Source organism: Paenibacillus sp. J22R232, from assembly GCF_056269165.1.
In genome coordinates this window covers 766,823-784,030 of sequence record NZ_JBWDNK010000002.1, presented here as the reverse complement: position 1 = coordinate 784,030, position 17,208 = coordinate 766,823, and the positions used below count along the sequence as shown (strand labels likewise).

At 50.1% G+C, this 17,208-nt stretch carries 18 protein-coding genes; 4 read left to right on the top strand and 14 right to left on the bottom strand.

All coding sequences use genetic code 11. From position 1 onward, the window contains the following. Nucleotides 1-73: 73 nt before the first annotated feature. The 3 genes from dnaI to AC0YN3_RS09840 form a co-directional block, all read right to left on the bottom strand. Nucleotides 74-1,030 carry a primosomal protein DnaI gene (dnaI, locus tag AC0YN3_RS09850; protein WP_441944351.1) on the bottom strand — a complete coding sequence of 319 codons (957 nt, stop codon included), beginning with the start codon at nt 1,028-1,030 and terminating at the stop codon, nt 74-76. A gap of 18 nt (nt 1,031-1,048) precedes the next feature. Then, a complete protein-coding gene (locus AC0YN3_RS09845) occupies nt 1,049-2,581 on the bottom strand; it encodes a replication initiation and membrane attachment family protein (RefSeq protein WP_475774895.1) in 1,533 nt (510 codons plus the stop codon). Nucleotides 2,582-2,686: 105 nt separating this feature from the next. After that, on the bottom strand, nt 2,687-2,977 hold the full coding sequence (locus AC0YN3_RS09840; protein ID WP_183558882.1) for a YuiB family protein: 291 nt from the start codon (nt 2,975-2,977) through the stop codon (nt 2,687-2,689). A 163-nt stretch (nt 2,978-3,140) separates the two neighbouring features. Between AC0YN3_RS09840 and hemQ the strand changes: the two genes are divergently transcribed. Next, nucleotides 3,141-3,887: a hydrogen peroxide-dependent heme synthase gene (gene hemQ / locus AC0YN3_RS09835; RefSeq protein WP_475774894.1), complete on the top strand. Its 747-nt coding sequence runs from the start codon at nt 3,141-3,143 to the stop codon at nt 3,885-3,887. 274 nt (nt 3,888-4,161) lie between these two features. Here hemQ and AC0YN3_RS09830 read toward each other — a convergent pair whose 3' ends face one another. Both AC0YN3_RS09830 and AC0YN3_RS09825 read right to left on the bottom strand, forming a co-directional pair. After that, nucleotides 4,162-4,431 carry a hypothetical protein gene (locus AC0YN3_RS09830; protein WP_475774893.1) on the bottom strand — a complete coding sequence of 90 codons (270 nt, stop codon included), beginning with the start codon at nt 4,429-4,431 and terminating at the stop codon, nt 4,162-4,164. After that, complete coding sequence (locus tag AC0YN3_RS09825; protein ID WP_183558888.1) at nt 4,431-5,624, bottom strand: NAD(P)/FAD-dependent oxidoreductase; 1,194 nt, start codon at nt 5,622-5,624, stop codon at nt 4,431-4,433. The genes AC0YN3_RS09830 and AC0YN3_RS09825 overlap by 1 nt, the downstream gene beginning before the upstream one ends. Nucleotides 5,625-5,955: 331 nt before the next feature. Here AC0YN3_RS09825 and AC0YN3_RS09820 point away from each other — a divergent pair, with 331 nt between their 5' ends. Together AC0YN3_RS09820 and AC0YN3_RS09815 are read left to right on the top strand one after the other, a co-directional pair. Then, a complete protein-coding gene (locus AC0YN3_RS09820; RefSeq protein ID WP_475774892.1) occupies nt 5,956-6,957 on the top strand; it encodes an NAD(P)/FAD-dependent oxidoreductase in 1,002 nt (333 codons plus the stop codon). 119 nt (nt 6,958-7,076) lie between these two features. Further along, on the top strand, nt 7,077-7,316 hold the full coding sequence (locus AC0YN3_RS09815; protein WP_475774891.1) for a hypothetical protein: 240 nt from the start codon (nt 7,077-7,079) through the stop codon (nt 7,314-7,316). Between the two features lie 31 nt (nt 7,317-7,347). Here the strand turns inward: AC0YN3_RS09815 and sda are convergent, their stop codons facing one another. The 7 genes from sda to AC0YN3_RS09780 form a co-directional block, all read right to left on the bottom strand. Beyond that, the gene (gene sda / locus AC0YN3_RS09810) at nt 7,348-7,491 is read right to left on the bottom strand and encodes a sporulation histidine kinase inhibitor Sda (protein WP_441944256.1); all 144 of its coding nucleotides are present in this window, start codon (nt 7,489-7,491) and stop codon (nt 7,348-7,350) included. A gap of 303 nt (nt 7,492-7,794) precedes the next feature. Continuing rightward, nucleotides 7,795-8,697: a metallophosphoesterase family protein gene (locus AC0YN3_RS09805; protein WP_475774890.1), complete on the bottom strand. Its 903-nt coding sequence runs from the start codon at nt 8,695-8,697 to the stop codon at nt 7,795-7,797. A gap of 28 nt (nt 8,698-8,725) precedes the next feature. Next, nucleotides 8,726-9,067, bottom strand: a complete 342-nt coding sequence (locus tag AC0YN3_RS09800) for a DMT family transporter (RefSeq protein WP_475774889.1) — start codon at nt 9,065-9,067, stop codon at nt 8,726-8,728. Next, entirely contained in the window at nt 9,057-9,851 is a 795-nt protein-coding gene (locus AC0YN3_RS09795; RefSeq protein ID WP_475774888.1) for an HAD family hydrolase, read from the bottom strand. The genes AC0YN3_RS09800 and AC0YN3_RS09795 overlap by 11 nt, the downstream gene beginning before the upstream one ends. A gap of 14 nt (nt 9,852-9,865) precedes the next feature. Continuing rightward, nucleotides 9,866-11,212 (bottom strand): extracellular solute-binding protein, encoded by a 1,347-nt coding sequence (locus AC0YN3_RS09790; RefSeq protein ID WP_475774887.1) that lies wholly within the window; start codon nt 11,210-11,212, stop codon nt 9,866-9,868. A gap of 63 nt (nt 11,213-11,275) precedes the next feature. Further along, complete coding sequence (locus AC0YN3_RS09785) at nt 11,276-12,091, bottom strand: carbohydrate ABC transporter permease (protein ID WP_475775119.1); 816 nt, start codon at nt 12,089-12,091, stop codon at nt 11,276-11,278. Between the two features lie 59 nt (nt 12,092-12,150). Further along, the gene (locus AC0YN3_RS09780; protein ID WP_221226262.1) at nt 12,151-13,020 is read right to left on the bottom strand and encodes a carbohydrate ABC transporter permease; all 870 of its coding nucleotides are present in this window, start codon (nt 13,018-13,020) and stop codon (nt 12,151-12,153) included. A gap of 197 nt (nt 13,021-13,217) precedes the next feature. On the opposite strand from AC0YN3_RS09780, the gene AC0YN3_RS09775 reads away from it, so the two are divergent. Continuing rightward, on the top strand, nt 13,218-13,796 hold the full coding sequence (locus tag AC0YN3_RS09775) for a GbsR/MarR family transcriptional regulator (RefSeq protein WP_475774886.1): 579 nt from the start codon (nt 13,218-13,220) through the stop codon (nt 13,794-13,796). Between the two features lie 236 nt (nt 13,797-14,032). Here AC0YN3_RS09775 and AC0YN3_RS09770 read toward each other — a convergent pair whose 3' ends face one another. Together AC0YN3_RS09770 and AC0YN3_RS09765 are read right to left on the bottom strand one after the other, a co-directional pair. After that, nucleotides 14,033-14,704: a YheC/YheD family protein gene (locus tag AC0YN3_RS09770; RefSeq protein WP_475774885.1), complete on the bottom strand. Its 672-nt coding sequence runs from the start codon at nt 14,702-14,704 to the stop codon at nt 14,033-14,035. Nucleotides 14,705-14,922: 218 nt separating this feature from the next. Beyond that, a complete protein-coding gene (locus tag AC0YN3_RS09765; protein WP_475774884.1) occupies nt 14,923-17,091 on the bottom strand; it encodes a DNA topoisomerase III in 2,169 nt (722 codons plus the stop codon). Nucleotides 17,092-17,208 lie beyond the last annotated feature (117 nt).

The window sequence follows — 17,208 nt, the reverse complement described above, 5'->3', positions numbered from 1 at the left end:
CGCTCGCATTTCTTTCCGTACGTACTTATTATCGATCGCACTTATTTCCGTACGTACTTATTTTCGACCGCACTTATTTCCGTCCGCGCTTATTCTCGCCTTTGACCATTACCACTTCTACATAAGGCCGAATCCGGTCCATAATCCGCTGGCCTTTATGCAGTTCATCGCCATCCTTGCTCGTGAAGCTGAAATGCTGCTCCAACGCATCGAGCTCGTAATTAGACGTATAGAAGGTCGGCTTGCGCTGCATCCGGTAATTCAATATGGCACCCAACACATGGTCGCGAACCCACGGATTCAAATTCTCTGCACCCATATCGTCGAAAATGAGCAAATCGGTTTCTTTCATCATTTCGACCGTTTCCTTCAGCTTGCCGGGCTCATGCATCAGCGACTTCAAATCCTCTACGAAATCCGGCATATAGACGATTACGCCGGAATAACCGGCTTTGGCAAGCTCATGCAGCAAGTAGCACATCAGATAGGTTTTGCCTGTCCCAAAGCGTCCTGCGAGATACAGGCCTTCTTCTTGCAAGCCATTCTCCTTCGTCCGATCGATGTAACGGAGAATCTGACCGACAGCCTTCGTCCGTTCCCTATCGCTCTCCAAAATTTCATCCAAGGAATAGCCGCGCTGCAATGCTTTCTCATCGATATAAAAGCTCCGTACACGGCTGCGGATCTGATCCTCCGTTTGACGGGCGTTAAATTTCTTGCACGCCACCTTGCGGTCATACAGCTGTGTCAGGCCGTTCAGCGATTCTGAGCTTAACAAGGTGTAATGTCCTTCAAAGTCATTGGGGCAATTATCGAGCCCTGGGCAATTCGTACAATTCCGGTACTCTGTGACGTATTGGTATACGCGGTTCAGATTCAGGCGAATCGTCTGATCGTCCAAATCCGGGTATTTCAGTCTCAGCTTTTCTACAAGCGGTTCTGCAAGCAGTTCGGTCAGCTTAAGCTCCGCTTGCTCTGTGATGGCTTTGCCTGACGGCCAAGCCTTCAGCAAATCGCCCATCGATTCCATCATCTGCTCACACCGCCTTTATCCTTTGCCTTCTAATTTGCGTGCCAGCTTGCGAAGCTCCTCAAGCTCGTCTGCCGACACCTCCGAGGAAGAGGTGTCCTCCTGTACGATCGGAATGGACGGCTTACGGGAAGTTCCCCGGCTGCCGCTGCCCCCCCGTGCACCGCCCTTGGCATTGTTGTAACCACCGGCGTAGCTGAGCGCCGCTTCCTTGCGGCGCTCCTTATCCTGCTCGACTTGCGCTTGCTCCCGTACATACAGAACCGCTTTCTCAAACGTATCGATCTGTTTCACAAGCATATTGGAGGCTACTGCATCCAAAAACGTTTTGGTTACGCGCTGCGCGTCATTTGCTCCGATAACATAATGGATAAGTACATTGATGACAGGCCCTGCCAATTTATAATTGAGATCCATCCGCTCGAACACGCGCTCGATCCAATCCGGGACAGCACCCGGGAAAAACCGCTGCAAAAACCGGGTATGCGGCTCGTTTCTCATCAGCATATTGTACTGCTGGACATCGCAGCGGCCGCTGAGCTGGTTCGGAACCTGCAAGTAATGCTGCTCCTGAACCTCGAACTCCTCTGTCAATTCATCCGGGTCCGCTTGTTCTTCCCCGGATACGACCGGCGTACGCGAAAGCGCGCGCTGCCGCTCCCCTTCCCGCTTCTTGTCCTGCCTATAGAATTGGTTAGCACGCAGCTGAAGCTCATCGACGTTAAGCGTGCCGCCCTCGCTAAAAATCCCGTCTTCGTCTAGCAAACGGCATATATCCACAACGGCAAGACTATATTTGTAGGCCACGTAATTGACCTGCGCAAGCTGTTCTTCATCGCTACGCAAGCGCTCCACAAAGCGGCGATTGGCGGAGTTGCGCGGGAACCGCAATATAATCTCCCCGTACGGAATCCCCGCCGTCGCTTGGGCAGCTCTAGCGGATGCCTGCCTAGATGGCGCAACCTCCGTGAGCGCTTGCTCTAGCTCATCATCCACCGACTGCATATTCAGCTTGAACAGCTCGTAAAAAGGCACCGAGATGTTTTCTTTCGCCAATTGCGCGCCTGCCAGCTCATCCGGCTCGTTAGCCCCAAACGATTCGCGCAGCGAGATCACCGCATATTTGCCAACCTTATCGCGCAGCAGCATCGTCAAATGCATATTGCGGAAAAATTCTGCCGGCGACAATGGCTGCGACAGCTCATATTCGTATATAACATCTGCATTATCGGGTACGCCTAGTCGCGAGGTTTGCAGCAGGCCGACTGCCTCTAGCTTAGAAGCCTGCTCAATCAAGTGCTTGCGCCCTCGCTCGTTCATCTCAAGCCCGAGTCCAAGAAACAGCTTGCGCTGCGGCTCGATAGCTGAGTATCCGGAGGTTCCCTCCGCGATGCCATGATAAAGCTGCTGATAAAATGCGACAGCAAAAGCGCCAATCATCGGTTGATAGATTAGCGACAGCATTTTGTAGTCCAGACTGCTCAAAGAAAAGTCACGGAATATGTAGTATCTATGATGTTCCGTGTATTGCAATATATTATTGATGCGCACTGCACCAGCTCCATCCCTTGCTTTCATTCTATCATTTTAACATAAAAACCGTTGTTCAGGACGTGTCGAAAAATAGAAAAATCCCCCGAATGAGGGATTTCTAGATTAGAACATTTTGTAGCCGCCCTTGCGGAGCGCTTGAATGGCCCAGCCGCTTACATAAGCGCCGACCAAAGCGCCGATGACCGGTATGTAGTCGATTATCGTATAGTGGGCAAAGTTTTGAATCGTCGTCTCCGCCGAAGCATCCCATGGGGCCCATATGCCTAGTACAATCAAAGCTATAATAAATAAATATATCGGGAACCATGTTGTTTTTAAAAGCATATTCAGAATAAAGCCGATACCGAACATCATAACCAAAAACAGCACCGTTGCGATAATTAACTGAAGCATCGAAACTTCCCCTTTCAGACTCTCGTTATTAGTTTAATTAATGGCCCGAAGGAAGTCAATTATGTAAGGGCAAATGTCACAAGACCGCCATTTGCTCCGCTTGCCCAGAGTACGATACAATGATTGCAGCATCATTATGGAGCTTGAAGGGAGCATTTATACAATGAGTGAAGCAGCACAAACATTAGAAGGCTGGTACGCGCTGCATGATTTCCGCAGCGTCGACTGGACCGCGTGGCGCTTAGCCGATGAGAGCGAGCGCAGCCGTGCGCTGGACGAGCTGCAAAGCTTTTTGCAGCAATGGTCAGCGGTAGAAGAAAATAAGGAAGGCAGCACAGCTGTTTATTCCATCGTCGGCCAGAAGGCTGACTTCATGTTCATGCATTTGCGTGAAACGCTTGAGGACTTGAATGCCATCGAGACCGCGTTCAACAAAACGTCCTTCGCAAGCTTTACTTACCCGGTGCACTCTTATGTGAGCATCGTCGAGCTTAGCAACTATATGGCGGCACCAGGATCCGATCCGATGCAGAATCCGGATATTATCGCAAGGCTGAAGCCTACGCTTCCGAAGGCCAGCCACATTTGCTTCTACCCGATGAACAAGCGCCGCGACGGGCAAGACAACTGGTACATGCTCAGCATGGACGAACGCAAAACGATGATGCGCAGCCACGGCATGATCGGCCGCTCCTATGCGGGCAAAGTGAAACAAATCATTACCGGCTCCGTCGGCTTCGACAACTGGGAATGGGGCGTGACACTGTTCGCGGACGACGCATTGCAGTTCAAAAAGCTCATCTATGAAATGCGCTTTGACGAAGTGAGCGCGCGTTTCGCCGACTTCGGCGATTTCTATGTCGGCAATATTTTGAACGGTGAAAAATTCACGCAATTTCTGGCGATATAGCCAATTAACAAGGGGCTGTCTCTAAACTCTAAAAGGTAACCCCTTTTTGGCAAATCCCATAGGGTCGACCATAGAACCTTCAACGCCACTATTAAGTGGAGCTGGAGGTTCTTTTTCAGCTTACGCAGCAAATAGGCGATGGAATTTTCAATAAAGACTTTCGAGTGCCACCCTTTTGAATGATGCCATTTCGCCTCCTTGCTCAATACCACAAAAAAGGGCTTTCGCATGAAGCAGCATGCATGCCGCTTCAATATCGAAAGCCCTGTTGCTATTAAAGGTCCTCGTCTTCATCCTCATCGTCTTGCAGGCCAAGACGCTTCGCTTCCAAGTATTCCTGGGTAGCACGGTCGCGTTCGCGGCCTTTGTCCTTCAAGCGCTCAATAGCCGGCTGAATCAACAGGTCCACTTCTTTTTGCACCGTATAGGCCAAATCGTAGCGCGTCTGCGACTCTAAGAAGGAACCGACTTCCATTAAGGCATTGTAACGATCCAGCTCATCCCGTGTCAGCAAGCCGCGTACCTGTACGCTGCAATGTCTCATTATAGGAATTTGCCTTTGCGAAGCACGAGCGAGATCCCGCCGATAATGAACAGGTAGCGCAGGTCGATTGCTTTTTTCAGCCAAGCCGCTACGCGCCCTTTATACTTTTTGCCGAACGCGATGCCGATTGCCTCGCCTTTGCCAAGCGATGCAACTGTTCCTTTGTTGCTGAACGTGAAGCCCTTTGGCGGCTGGTTGCGGATCGAAGCGACCAGATTATGCGCGCAAACAACGCCCTGCTGCATCGCAATTTGAGCGGTTGGAGGGTAAGGACGGCCTTCCGGATTAAACATCAGCGAATTGTCGCCTACGATATAAATATTTTCGTTGCCCGGCGAACGAAGGAACTCATCCACCTTCACGCGGCCGCGCATCGTCTCGAAGCCAGCTTCTTCAATGAGGCGATTGCCGCGGATACCGCCGGTCCAGATAACCGTTGCGGACTTGATTTCTTCGCCTTCTCCGACTACGACACCCTCAGGCGAGCACTCTTTGATCGCCGTTCCGATGCGGAACGTAACGCCTTTCTTCGTCAATACGTCCATGCCGTATTCAACGAGCTCGGGATCAAAGCCTGGAAGCGCAGTTGGCGCAGCCTCGATATTGTAAATTTTCACCAGAGCCGGATCTACGTCGAATTGCTTGCAAAGCTCTGGGATACGGTCGGAAAGCTCGCCGACAAATTCAATTCCGGTAAAGCCAGCGCCGCCTACAACGAACGTCAAATAATCCGTACGGTGCGGTTCGCGCTTGAAACGAGCAAATTGATACTCGATATGTTCGCGGATTAAACGAACGGAGTTGATGCTGCGGATATTCATGGCATGCTCGCCAAGGCCCGGAATGCCGAATGTTTCCGGCTCGCCGCCAAGTCCGATTACCAAATAGTCGTAAGACAGCGTACCGTCTTCGAGAATAACCTTTTTATCCTGCGGACGAATTTGCACGACCGTCGATTTCACGAAATCAATTTTGAATTCATCGATCAATTTCGAAATGCTCACACGTGCGTTTTCCGGATTGTCCGTGCCAGCTGCAGGCATGTGAAGATGTGTCGTAATATAATGATAGTCATGTTTATTAACTAGCGTAACGTCAGCTTCATTGTAGTTTAATTCTTTTTGCAAGCGAAGCGCTGTTAGTATGCCTCCGTACCCTGCGCCAAGAATGACGATTTTAGGTATGTTGCTCATAGTATGATCCCATCCATTCCTCTTATCTTTGTCATTTTACATTGTGAAAAATTACACATGCTAAACCGAATATCTATAATTATAAGTTCAGTGTGTTCTAATTGAAGCCGTTTTATCAATGAATCATTCACTCGGAATCAAGAGGTTTCTCTGCTCTTTGCAAACAGTCCCGAGCATAACATACATCAGAAATTTTACATAGTTTTAAGTAAAAGTTCAAGGGCAAAATGTACGAAATTGTTTAGAACTCTATACAAATTAAATATTTCCTTCTTCTTCTACGAAGGATTATAATTGTAATCGTAATGCTTATAACATGGAGGTGGCTACATTGACTAACCCTGATACAGCAGCAAGCCCAGTCGATATATTAATTATAGGAGGAGGGCCTGCAGGATTGTTCGCTGCTTTCTACGGCGGGATGCGCCAAGCATCCGTTAAGCTAATTGAAAGCATGCCTCAGCTAGGCGGTCAGCTTGCAGCGCTATATCCTGAAAAATATATTTATGACGTTGCCGGATTTCCAAAAGTAACGGCACAAGAGCTGGTTGACCGATTGGTGGAGCAGCTTTCGCATTTCGAGCAGGAAATATGCTTAGAGGAAAAGGTAACTAACGTCATCAAGCATGACGAGCGCCTCTTTGAGATTATAACGGATAAAGGTTCGCATTATGCCAAAGCCGTTATTATTACAGCTGGGGTAGGCGCGTTCGAGCCAAGAAGGCTTGAGCTGCCGGAAGCTTCCACATTCGAAAAAAATAACCTTCATTATTTTGTAGGTGATTTGCAGCGGTTTAGGGGGCAAAAGGTACTGATAAGCGGCGGCGGCGACTCAGCCGTAGATTGGTCGCTCATGCTCGAGCCGATTGCAGAAAGCGTGACATTAATACACCGGAGAGATAAATTCAGAGCGCATGAGCATAGTGTCCAGCAGCTGATGCAATCCAGCGTAACTATCCTCACGCCAAAGGAAATTACGGCGCTGCATGGCGAGGACCGTATTACGAGACTGACACTGACCGATGTCAAAACGATGGAAACCACCGAGCTGGATGTCGATGCCGTCATCGTAAATTTCGGCTTCATCTCTTCGCTTGGACCTATAGCGGATTGGGGCATTCACATTCAAGGAGGCTCGATTGTTGTGGACACCCGGATGGAGACGAACATACCGGGCATATTCGCGGCTGGCGATATTACCACATATCCTGGCAAGCTAAAGCTGATTGCAGTAGGATTCGGCGAGGCTCCGACCGCGATTAACAACGCGAAGGTTTACGTTGACCCAAGCGCTAAGCTGTCGCCTGGCCATAGCAGCAATATGAAAAGATAACGGTACAACCGTCTGCGCGTTTAGTTGAAATTCGAACATAAGGGTATCCTAACCTTGGCGTTTAATCAAACGTTCACCTATCGCATACATATGCGAGGCGTGCCAAGGAGGATACCCTTATGTTTTGTCCGGTTTGCAACGGAATTCAATCTCTGCATGAACGCTGCTCCTCTTGCGATAGCGCAATTGTTGATTGCGGCCGTTCATCCGATCTGACAGGCCCATATGCTCCATATGGTCAAATCGATGTCGATCCGCTCCGAAATGAGGCGGCTGAGCAAGCTGCTCGCGCCTGCATGCATATGCTATATTGCTCGACTTGCAAGCAAGCAACCGAAGTATCGGTTATCGAATGGTAATCATGTTGTGTGACTGCAGCTCGTTCCCGCGTTAAGCAGTAATTCTGGCCGTTTCCGGATTAAGTCGTCTTCGTTTCATTTCAATAGCCAGCATTCGTATAAAATCGGGCTCCAATTTAAATTGGATAGCTGCATAATAGGTGTCTACCAGCATTTCATCGGACAGTAGCTCCATCACTACACACCCTTTCTTCCATCCTTTGGTTATTACTTGTTCATAGTAGCATGGCACTAATAGAAGGACAACAGCCCTAGTTATACACAAGATGTTGTGGATACGGTGTGCATAGCGTGTGCATATACGGATATCGATGAGCAAAATCAATGTGAATAATGTGGATATAGTTATCCACAGGTCGTTTTGTAAAGCACTGCTATAAAAAACTTTAATCGAAATCTATGAATCTATTAATGGAATATATTAACGGCATTACATATATCCTTCAATTTGCTAGCTGCCAAGACAGCAAAAAAGCCCCTAAGGGCTTCCTGCTCCTCTGCCTACACTCACCTGGTAGGCAGCAGACGCTACCCATGCAGATGAAGTGAAATCTCTGCCTCGCACGATTACTTTGTCCTCGTATACGTCTACGTATAGGCCTTGGCTGCCTTCCTTGTACTCGTCCTCATTCGTCCATAGATAGGCAACCGACGAGCAATTGAATAATACGGCCGTCTCCCCCTTGCCGTCGAAAGCCGTTAAACCCGCTTCCAGCTCCCAATGCGTATGTCCGCTAAACATAATCGCCTCCGGGTATTTCTCCAGCAATTTCTTTAGTTCCTTATCCTGCGTTACGCCAAACCAGCCCTGCGCTTCCAGAGACCCCGCTACCGTATCCTTCAACGGCTGATGGAGAAAAACAAACTTTGGCTTGGCAGCATCGGCTCTCTCGCTAAGTTTATGGTCGAGCCAGGACAGTTGGTCCTCGCTCAAATATGCAAAATCCTTCAAACCCTGCTCCGAGCCCAAAAAAATAAAATGATAGTTTTGAAGCCAAACGTCGTAATAAGGCCCCTTCATCCCCGTAAACTTTTCATAGAGCCTCAATTGACTCGCCCATTCGCCAAGAAAAATATCATGGTTGCCGTACGTAAGCCAAATCGGCGGCAATTCGGCTTTATACCAGTCCCATATCCGGACAAATTCCTCATACTCGGCACGAAGCCCCCGATCGGTCACATCACCTACGTGCATGATGCCGATGCTGTTAGCGGCATTGGCGGCAATATCCTGAAGCGCCTGCATCCAATGTTCATTATGAAGATGGTCGGGGTCTGCCGTAACATGTGTATCCGTTATAACCTGAAAGCTTATAATCGGCGTCCGCTCGTCTTCTCCTGCCGGAGACACGCGTGATTCGCCAGCCAATGGTCTAAGCATCGGAACGACCTCCTTTTTCTTTTCATGTTCAGTGGCCTTTCACGCTCATATTCAATCCCACTACTCCCACAACGATTAACCCGATCCAAAGCAATGACGCAACCGGAAGCTTTTCATGAAACATAATAAAGCTGGCCAATGTGATCAAAATGATGCCAATGCCGGACCATATTGCATAAGCAACGCTAACGTTCATATAGGCTAATGCGAAATTGAGCATCGTAAAGCTCGCCCCGTAGAATAAGAACATAAGCACGGATGGCCAAAAACGGGAGAAGCCCGCCGAATATTTCATCGAAACGGTTCCCGTCAATTCCAAAACGATCGCAAGCAGCAGGAACGTCCAGCCCCAGCCGGTATCAGCCTTCATCGGGTCGCCTCCCGATACGGAGCTGCGAGTAACCGCTTATCCATTCATTCGCATCGGGCAGCAACCGCGCGGCAGTTGCTGGATTCGCAACTGCGTGAATGCCGACGGAAACAGCTGCGCCTGCTGCCATGCCCATCCGCATATCGCCATTCGTATCCCCAATGATAGCCGTATCCGAGCATGAAAGAGACAGCTTCCCGCAGGCTTGCTGCAGCATGTCGGGAAACGGCTTTCCTAGCTCAACAAGATCGCTTCCAACCACGGCGTCGAAATAGCTTCGAATTCCCATCCATGCCAAATGCCGCTCAGCAGCTTCTGTTTCATCAGCCGTAACTACGCCAAGCTTTAAGCCGTGCTCCTTGCAGCTTGCCAGAAAGGCATGCAGCCCCGGAAGGGGCTCGGCCGGCCGCAGACGTTCCAGCTCCCTATCCGCATGCTGCTTGCATTGCTGCACGAGCTCCATCGACTCCGCCCATGACAGGCCGGCCCGGTAGCTTTGCCAAGACAGCACCGCGTACAAATCCTGCATCGAACCCATCGCGAGCGGGCCGTTCCGGTCGTAGTCGGTAATTGTTCCGTCTATCCCATGAATCGTTCCCCATAAGCTCGGAACGATATCGGATGGAAAGGAAAGGCCCCGCTTCCTTAGCTGCTGCTCGAATGCCTCAAATACGGATTTGCTCCAGCAGCCCCACATGGCGATAAAGTCGAGCAGCGTTCCATCCTTATCGAACAAGATGCCTGCCACCTTGTATGCTCGATTGTGTATGATTAAGTCAGGCATAATGTCGGTCACCCCTATTTCAATCTATCAAGTTCCTTCTGTGCCGTAGCCTTCGCTTCCTTTAACGCTTGTTCAGCCGACACGTTGCCGATCTGAACTTTGTCTGCCGCGATGGTAAGCGCATCGTTTATTTTGCCCCCTGTCGGGTCTTGGAATGGCGCCGATGCATGGGCTGCCTGCATGAGCGGTACTTTGATTTGCGGATTTTGCTCGCTGAATGCTTTGTATGCTTCATCCTCCAAAGCCGATGAGCGTACAGCGATATATCCTGTGCTAATCGACCAAGAAGCCGTATTCTGTGGCTGCGAGAAGAACGTCAACCATTTGTAGGCTGCAGCCTTTTGCTCATCGCTCACGCCAGACGGAATGCCTGCCATGATGGCTGATGCCGCGGGCTTTCCTACTCCTACGCCTTCCCACCCTGGCTGCTCCATCGCAGCTACAATATTGAAATCCAGATCGCCTTGGTCTCCGCTTGAGCCCGTGTATCCTGCCGCTTGGCCCTTCATCACATCATCGATTGTCTTATACCAATATTCCCAGCCTTGGCCGCCGGAGTGAATCGTCATAATTTGGTCCTCGTGAATCCATTTGCGGAACAGCTCCCACGTCTCGACCCATTCAGGCGAGTCGATCATGACCGTTTTGCCGTCCTCGCTAAGTACCGTTCCGCCCTTGCTGAATACCGCATCCATCATATTGTCTTTGCCCCACATCGGTTCCCATCCGAAAAAGCTCGTTTTCCCGTCAGCCTTTGTCGCCATCTTCGCCGCTGATTCCGCAAGCGCCTCCCACGTTTTGAAGTTGTCAGGCGTTAACCCGTTTTTCTCTAGCGCGTCCTTCCGGTAATACATGACCTGCGTCGTTCCGTACATCGGGAGGAAAAACTGCTTGCCGTCCAATTGCCCTTGACCCAGGAAGGTTTGCACGAAATCCTCCTTATTAAAGGTTGAATCCGCGGCAATCATGCCACTCATGTCCGCGAAGAGTCCCTTTTGCGCCCAAGTCATATTCGACGAAAGCACGGCTGCAGGCGCTTGCTTCGCCGCAATGGCCGCTTGAAGCTTCTGTTCCGTTTCCGAATAGTCTGCTTGCGCGATCCCTTTCACGACTACTTCCTGCTGTGAGCTGTTGAATAGCTCAATTTTCTCCTTCATCGTATCTCCCAGCTTGCCGCCTAGGCCGTACCAGAACTCAATCGTAACGGGCTCTTTAGGCGCTGCCTCGTTCGTTGCCGCATTTGTGGGCGCATTCGTGCCGCTCGCCGCGCCGTTCGTGCCGCTTCCGGCTTGTCCGCAGGCGGAAAGCACCGTAAAGCTAACTGCCATCATCAAAGCTAAACCTTTTTTCTTGTTCAACATCGTATTTTTTCCTCCACTCTATTTGTATGAATCGGCCAACGTATTCAGCTTTTCAATTTCCAATCAGCCCTTGCTAGCTCCGGCAGACATATTAAAGCTTTTCAGAATCGTTTTTTGCGCAAAAAGAAACAGGACAAGCAGCGGCGCAATCGTGAACGAGCTTGCTGCCATAATGAGCGGCCACTTTAAGCCGTAAGCCCCTCCTTCCACGAAGAAGCTTCTCAAGCCGGCTGAAACAAGCTGCAAATCCGGATTTTTAGTAATCAGCATCGGCCAGAAATAGTTATTATAATGATCAATGAAGGTGATAAGAGCGAGAACGACAAAGGATGACCGCGCCACCGGAACTAAGATGGAGCCCAAGATTCGCATATGCGACGCGCCGTCGATCTGTCCTGCTTCTACCAGCTCATGTGATACCTGAAGAAAAGCTTGTCTGATCAAAAAAATCGAGAATACGCTGACGCAATTCGATAGAATAAGCCCCGCATAAGAGTCAAGCAGGTTCAGCTTCGCTAGAATCATGTAGCTGGGCAAGTACACTGCGGTACTAGGTATCATATAGCCAAGCATAATGATGGCGGTAAAAGCTTTCTTCAATCGGAAGCGCATATGCGTGAGGGCGTATGCCATCATCGCGGAGTTCATCGCCTGCAACGCGACAATAACGGCAGCTACGACGATGCTGTTCGTTAAATATCGCCAAAATGGCGCTTCCAGCCAAGCTTCCAAGTAATTGCCCCACTGGGGCGAGTTTGGCCAGAAGGTCGGGGGAAATTGCCAAATCTCATCGTTTGTTTTGAGCGCGCTGGTCGCCATCCAATAGAACGGAAAAGCCATAGCGGCGCTAAATAGCAGCAGAATGAGATGATGGAGCATCCTTCGAACGCGGTGAACGGCTGGCAAGGTTAAGCTCTCCTTTCTGTCATTCCTTGTGATTACGAGCTGTAGTGAACCGTTTTACGACTTACCGCAAACGAAATGACCGAAAGAAGCATGCAAGCGAGCACCAGCACGACGGCTACTGATGAGGCCTCGCCGATATCGAAGGACTCGAACGCCGATTGATAATACATGTACAGAAGCGTTCTCGTTGAACCGGCAGGGCCTCCTTGGGTCAGCACGTTAATTTGGTCATAGGCTTGAAGCGCCGAGATCGTTTGGACGATAAATAGAAACAAAGTAGTCGGCGAAATGAGCGGCAGCGTGATGTGTCTCAGCTTGCTCCAGCTCCCCGCTCCATCAAGCTCGCCCGCTTGCAGCAGCTCGCGCGGCACGTTTTGCAGAGCTACGATGTAGAACACCATCGTCCAGCCGATCAGTTTCCAGATCGTTACGATCAGCACGCCTGCCAGTGCCCAGCTTGTATCCTGAAGCCAGCCAACGCCTTCCAAGCCGAACCAGCGCAGCACCGTATTGGCCAGTCCCACCTTGGGTTCGAATATCCACGACCATACGATCGATACAGCAACCGTTGGGGTCACCCACGGGGAAAACATGAGCGTGCGGTACCATGCTGCCCCCTTCAGCGTTCGGTTCAGCAGCAGCGCAAGTCCGAGGCCCCCAAGCATGACCGGCAGTACGCTCCCTAGGCAAAAAAGCAAAGTGACGCCAAGCGACTGGTAAAAGGCGGGATTGTCGAACAAATACAAATAGTTGTCTAGGCCGACGAAGGTTTTAACAGGACTCATGAAATCCCAATCCGTAAAGCTCAAGTAAAATATCGTGCCGAGCGGGATAATCCAGAACACGATCAATGGAATCATTGCCGGCAGCGTGAATAAAAGAGCCTTCCATTCCTTAACCATAGCGGGTTTCAGCAACCTCCTTAATTTCGTTCAATTTTTCTTTAACATTTGGTATAATAGTCGTATAAAATCGTTTTTCACCTCTATCGTTCAAAAATTATTGTACGTTCAGTGTATGACGGCTGCATTATCGGAACGTCAACTTCCGTTAAAGATCTTGTAAAGATTCGAAAATCCAAATGATGCGGGTGAGAGACATGAAGAGAGCATCCAATCCCGATACGGGCGATACTCCGGAGACGCAGGAGCAAATTAGAGGGAAAATTATTGATGCGATTGCGCAAACGATGGATTTATACGGAGCCAATTATTCCTTCGGGCAGCTGTACGGGGTTATGTTTTTTGAGGACAAGCCCATGACGCTTGAGGAAATGAAGCAGCATATGAATATGAGCAAGAGCAATATGAGCTACGCCGTCCGTTCCCTTATGGACTCGAAGATGATTATGAAGCTTGACGAAAAGCAGGAGCGCAAAGACCTGTATGTCGCGGAAACCGACTTCTTCCAAGCGTTTCAAAACTTCTTCGCTGCCAAGCTGCAGCGCGAGATCGACGTGATGCTCGGGGCGATCAATGAAGTCATTCCCCCTCTCTCCGAGATTATTTTGGCCAAAGAGACCGACGAGGAGGAGCGGCAGCTTTGTCTAAAGGATCTACATAAGCTGCGGCATGGCATCGACTACTACACCTGGCTTCAGCAATTCGTGGACGGCTTGCGGAGCGGATCCTTTTTCCAAAAACCGGTTGTAGATGCTGCTGCCGATGCGACTTCTTAACTTAACCTTCATCCTACCGCGTAAATAAGCCGTCCCAAAAAGGTTATTTTCGAAAAGCCTTGCTCCATAAAACGCGCAAAAGAACCTTCAACACCACTTTATTAGTAGGCTGAAGGTTCCTTATACCCTTTATGATAACTTAGAGAGTATGAGCCGAAATTTCTCAAAATGGCTTTGAAAACAAGCAGCTGCCTGTTAAGGGAGGCTGCTTTTTCTGTAGGGACTGCCCCTTCCAATTATTGAGGCCGCGTATTGACTTCAAAGATCCATATCTTTCCATGCTTATCAATTCCGTAATCAAAGCCGAGCTGGCCGATTCCCGGATATTTAGCCTCAAGCACAGCAGTCGAGAGTACGGTCAGCTCTCTCATTTTATTCTTTTTCTCCGAAACCTGCGCAGAGGATAGCGATCTGCTTATGCCCTCGGCTGCGGTTACCATGGTGCCGCCTCTGCACAAATTCGTTACGAACAAGCCTCTTTTGGCAATGCGGCCGACGATTGCTCGGTAGACCCAGCCGCTGTCTGTCTTCACGTATTTCACCCGGTAGTCAATTGGCTTGCCATCCACAGTTGCTAGATAAATGCCTTTTTGAATCAAATAGGAACGGCCTTTGCGCTGTTTGTTAAGTGCACCTATTAACGCTCCGAAGCTAGCAAAACGTTTCGTCTGCGAATAATAAGTATACGCGTAGCCTCCGCTGTCCTTCGTAACCTTAATCACGCCATGCCCGCCAGCTCCAACAACTGGTTTTACGACAACCATTTGATGGGAATCAAGCATGGAACTGAGGTTGTTCGGCGTAAATCTCCGTGTAGGAGGAATATGCGGCGCGATGCTCGAGTGTGAAAGCAAGATTGCCGTTTTCGCCCATTTGCTGGCCAACTGCCTGCCCTGATGTTCACCCATCCCAATCTAACCCCTTTCCTATCTTCATATCCATAGCATATGACGGAGAACTATCTATCTCTTGGATGAATGACATAGGTTAGTAGCCTTTATTATAGAAGTCTAGCAGTAGCTGCTAGGTTTATGGCCCCAAGGGCAGCACGGTTATCCTGTCTATGTGCAAACAAAAAAATCGGCAAGCTCTCACGACGGAGAGCTTGCCGACTTTACGAGCGTTATTAATCCGATTGCTTCTCAAGCGCAGCCTTCAACTTATCAGCCAAGCTGTTCGATAAAGACGTATTATCGCTATATTGCTCAATGAGCTTCTGGTTCTGCTTCCGGTTAACTTTGCCATTCTGCTTGTCGCCAAGCATCTCAATGACATTACACGGCTTGCATTGCGCAAACTTCCCTGCTTTTCCGTCTTTGATCTCCATTTTTTTATGGCAGTTCGGACAGCGCTTGTTCGAGAGCATCGGCTCCGCGGCACGGCGGTAACCGCATTCGCGATCCGAGCAAACGAGCGATTTGCCGCGCTTGCCGTTTATTTCAAGCAGCGGCTTCTCGCATTCCGGACATCGCGAGTGCGTCAGGTTATGCGGCTTGTATTCCTTTGTCTCCGCAATGACCTCCGACACCCACTTGGCTGCTTGCTGGCGTACGTTTTTCATAAAAGCTGCAGGATCTCCCTTGCCCTTGGCGATCCGCTCCAGATCCTGCTCCCATTTGGCCGTCAGATCCGGGCTTCTAAGCTCCTTTACCACCAGCTCTATCAATTGCTTTCCTTTGCCGGTAGGCATCAGCTTATTCTGCGTCCGCGTAATGGTATCCGTTCCTAGCAGCTTCTCGATAATATCCGCTCTTGTCGCGGGAGTTCCAAGACTGTGCTTCTCCATGCGGGTGAGCAGCGTGGCTTCCGTGTAACGAGGCGGCGGCAGCGTACGCAGCTCGCGTATCTTCTCTTGCTTAACCGTAAGGGTCTGCGAATTCGAGAGCGGCGGCAGAAGCTGTGAAGGCTGGCGGTCGGCTTTGCTTTCTCCGGCATCGCCTGCTCCATCATCGTCATCGTCGTCATCCTGACTGGAAGCATTCGCACTCGATTGATAAATTTCCTTCCAGCCTTTTTCCTTCTCGATTTTGCCTTTGGCATAGAACTGATCCTTGCCCACTGTTAGCACGACGCTTGTCTCATCATAACGGTAAGGCCCGTAGAATAAAGCAATGAAGCGTCTGACGATCAAATCATACAGTCTCCGTTCGTCATTGCTCAGCGCGGAGATGTTGACGAATTGTTCCGTAGGAATAATGGCATGGTGATCGGTAACCTTCGAATCATCGACAATTCGCTTCGTTACGGGCAGCTGCATTCTGACCAGCCTGCGCGCAAGCTGCGCGTAAGGTCCGACGGCAATGCTCTCCAGCCTCCCCTTTAAGGTCGGAACCATGTCGCTGGACAAATACCGGGAGTCCGTACGCGGATAAGTGACGAGCTTATGCTGCTCATACAGCTTCTGAAGCACGTTGGACGTCTGCTTGGCCGAGAAGCCAAGCTTCTTATTCGCATCGCGCTGCAGCTCCGTCAAGTCATAAGCCTGAGGATGCGGCTCGGATTTCTCGACCGTACGGAGCCTGCTGACCTTTGCTTGCCCGCGTTTGATTCTTGCGGCAATGGCATCCGCGTCTTCTCGGCTCCATATTCGTCCGTCATGGGCGTCCTGTTCCCGCCAAATGGCAGAGAAATCGCCAAAATCAGCGAACACATTCCAAAAAGGCTGAGATTGAAATGATTGAATTTCCTGCTCCCGCTCCATCAGCATCGCGAGCGTCGGCGTTTGTACGCGGCCCGCAGCAAGCTGGGCATTGTATTTGGTCGTCAATGCCCGCGTCACGTTCAGCCCAATCAGCCAGTCCGCTTCTGCCCGGCAAACCGCCGATGCATACAGATGATTATAATCCTTGCCCGGCTTCAATTGATTAAAGCCGTCCTTGATCGCTTTGTCCGTCTGCGAGGAAATCCACAGCCGCTTGAACGGTTTTCTCCAATGAACAAGCTCCATGATCCAACGGGCGACAAGCTCGCCCTCGCGCCCTGCATCGGTTGCGATGATGAGCTCGCCGATGTCCTGACGCTTGCATAGCTGGGCAACTGCTCTGTATTGCTGGGAAGTTTCCTTCATGATCTTCAAATTCATTTTGTGGGGAAGCAGCGGCAAATCTTCCAAATTCCACGTTTTATATTTCGGATCGTAATCCTCCGGCTCAGCCAATGTCACAAGATGGCCTAGTGCCCAAGTCACCACGTATTTCGGACCTTCCATATAGCCCTTATGCTTCTGCCCGCAGCCAAGCACGCGCGCAATTTCCTTCGCCACACTCGGTTTTTCTGCCAATACAAGCGATTTCATTTCATTATTCGCTCCGTTTCCGTTTATATGCGCGATCCTCTATGACGAAACGATACCATAGGCTGGCAGCCTGCGCAACGATTGGGGCGTCAGCGCGCTATTCTATTGGCAATATAG

What these genes read in the sequence shown, in the direction of transcription:
- dnaI (WP_441944351.1), bottom strand. Translation starts at nt 1,030, where the DNA reads ATGGAATCGATGGGCGATTTGCTGAAGGCTTGGCCGTCAGGCAAAGCC.
- AC0YN3_RS09840 (WP_183558882.1), bottom strand. Translation starts at nt 2,977, where the DNA reads ATGCTTCAGTTAATTATCGCAACGGTGCTGTTTTTGGTTATGATGTTC.
- hemQ (WP_475774894.1), top strand. Translation starts at nt 3,141, where the DNA reads ATGAGTGAAGCAGCACAAACATTAGAAGGCTGGTACGCGCTGCATGAT.
- AC0YN3_RS09830 (WP_475774893.1), bottom strand. Translation starts at nt 4,431, where the DNA reads ATGAGACATTGCAGCGTACAGGTACGCGGCTTGCTGACACGGGATGAG.
- AC0YN3_RS09825 (WP_183558888.1), bottom strand. Translation starts at nt 5,624, where the DNA reads ATGAGCAACATACCTAAAATCGTCATTCTTGGCGCAGGGTACGGAGGC.
- AC0YN3_RS09815 (WP_475774891.1), top strand. Translation starts at nt 7,077, where the DNA reads ATGTTTTGTCCGGTTTGCAACGGAATTCAATCTCTGCATGAACGCTGC.
- sda (WP_441944256.1), bottom strand. Translation starts at nt 7,491, where the DNA reads ATGGAGCTACTGTCCGATGAAATGCTGGTAGACACCTATTATGCAGCT.
- AC0YN3_RS09805 (WP_475774890.1), bottom strand. Translation starts at nt 8,697, where the DNA reads ATGCTTAGACCATTGGCTGGCGAATCACGCGTGTCTCCGGCAGGAGAA.
- AC0YN3_RS09800 (WP_475774889.1), bottom strand. Translation starts at nt 9,067, where the DNA reads ATGAAGGCTGATACCGGCTGGGGCTGGACGTTCCTGCTGCTTGCGATC.
- AC0YN3_RS09795 (WP_475774888.1), bottom strand. Translation starts at nt 9,851, where the DNA reads ATGCCTGACTTAATCATACACAATCGAGCATACAAGGTGGCAGGCATC.
- AC0YN3_RS09790 (WP_475774887.1), bottom strand. Translation starts at nt 11,212, where the DNA reads ATGTTGAACAAGAAAAAAGGTTTAGCTTTGATGATGGCAGTTAGCTTT.
- AC0YN3_RS09785 (WP_475775119.1), bottom strand. Translation starts at nt 12,091, where the DNA reads ATGCTCCATCATCTCATTCTGCTGCTATTTAGCGCCGCTATGGCTTTT.
- AC0YN3_RS09780 (WP_221226262.1), bottom strand. Translation starts at nt 13,020, where the DNA reads ATGGTTAAGGAATGGAAGGCTCTTTTATTCACGCTGCCGGCAATGATT.
- AC0YN3_RS09775 (WP_475774886.1), top strand. Translation starts at nt 13,218, where the DNA reads ATGAAGAGAGCATCCAATCCCGATACGGGCGATACTCCGGAGACGCAG.
- AC0YN3_RS09770 (WP_475774885.1), bottom strand. Translation starts at nt 14,704, where the DNA reads ATGGGTGAACATCAGGGCAGGCAGTTGGCCAGCAAATGGGCGAAAACG.
- AC0YN3_RS09765 (WP_475774884.1), bottom strand. Translation starts at nt 17,091, where the DNA reads ATGAAATCGCTTGTATTGGCAGAAAAACCGAGTGTGGCGAAGGAAATT.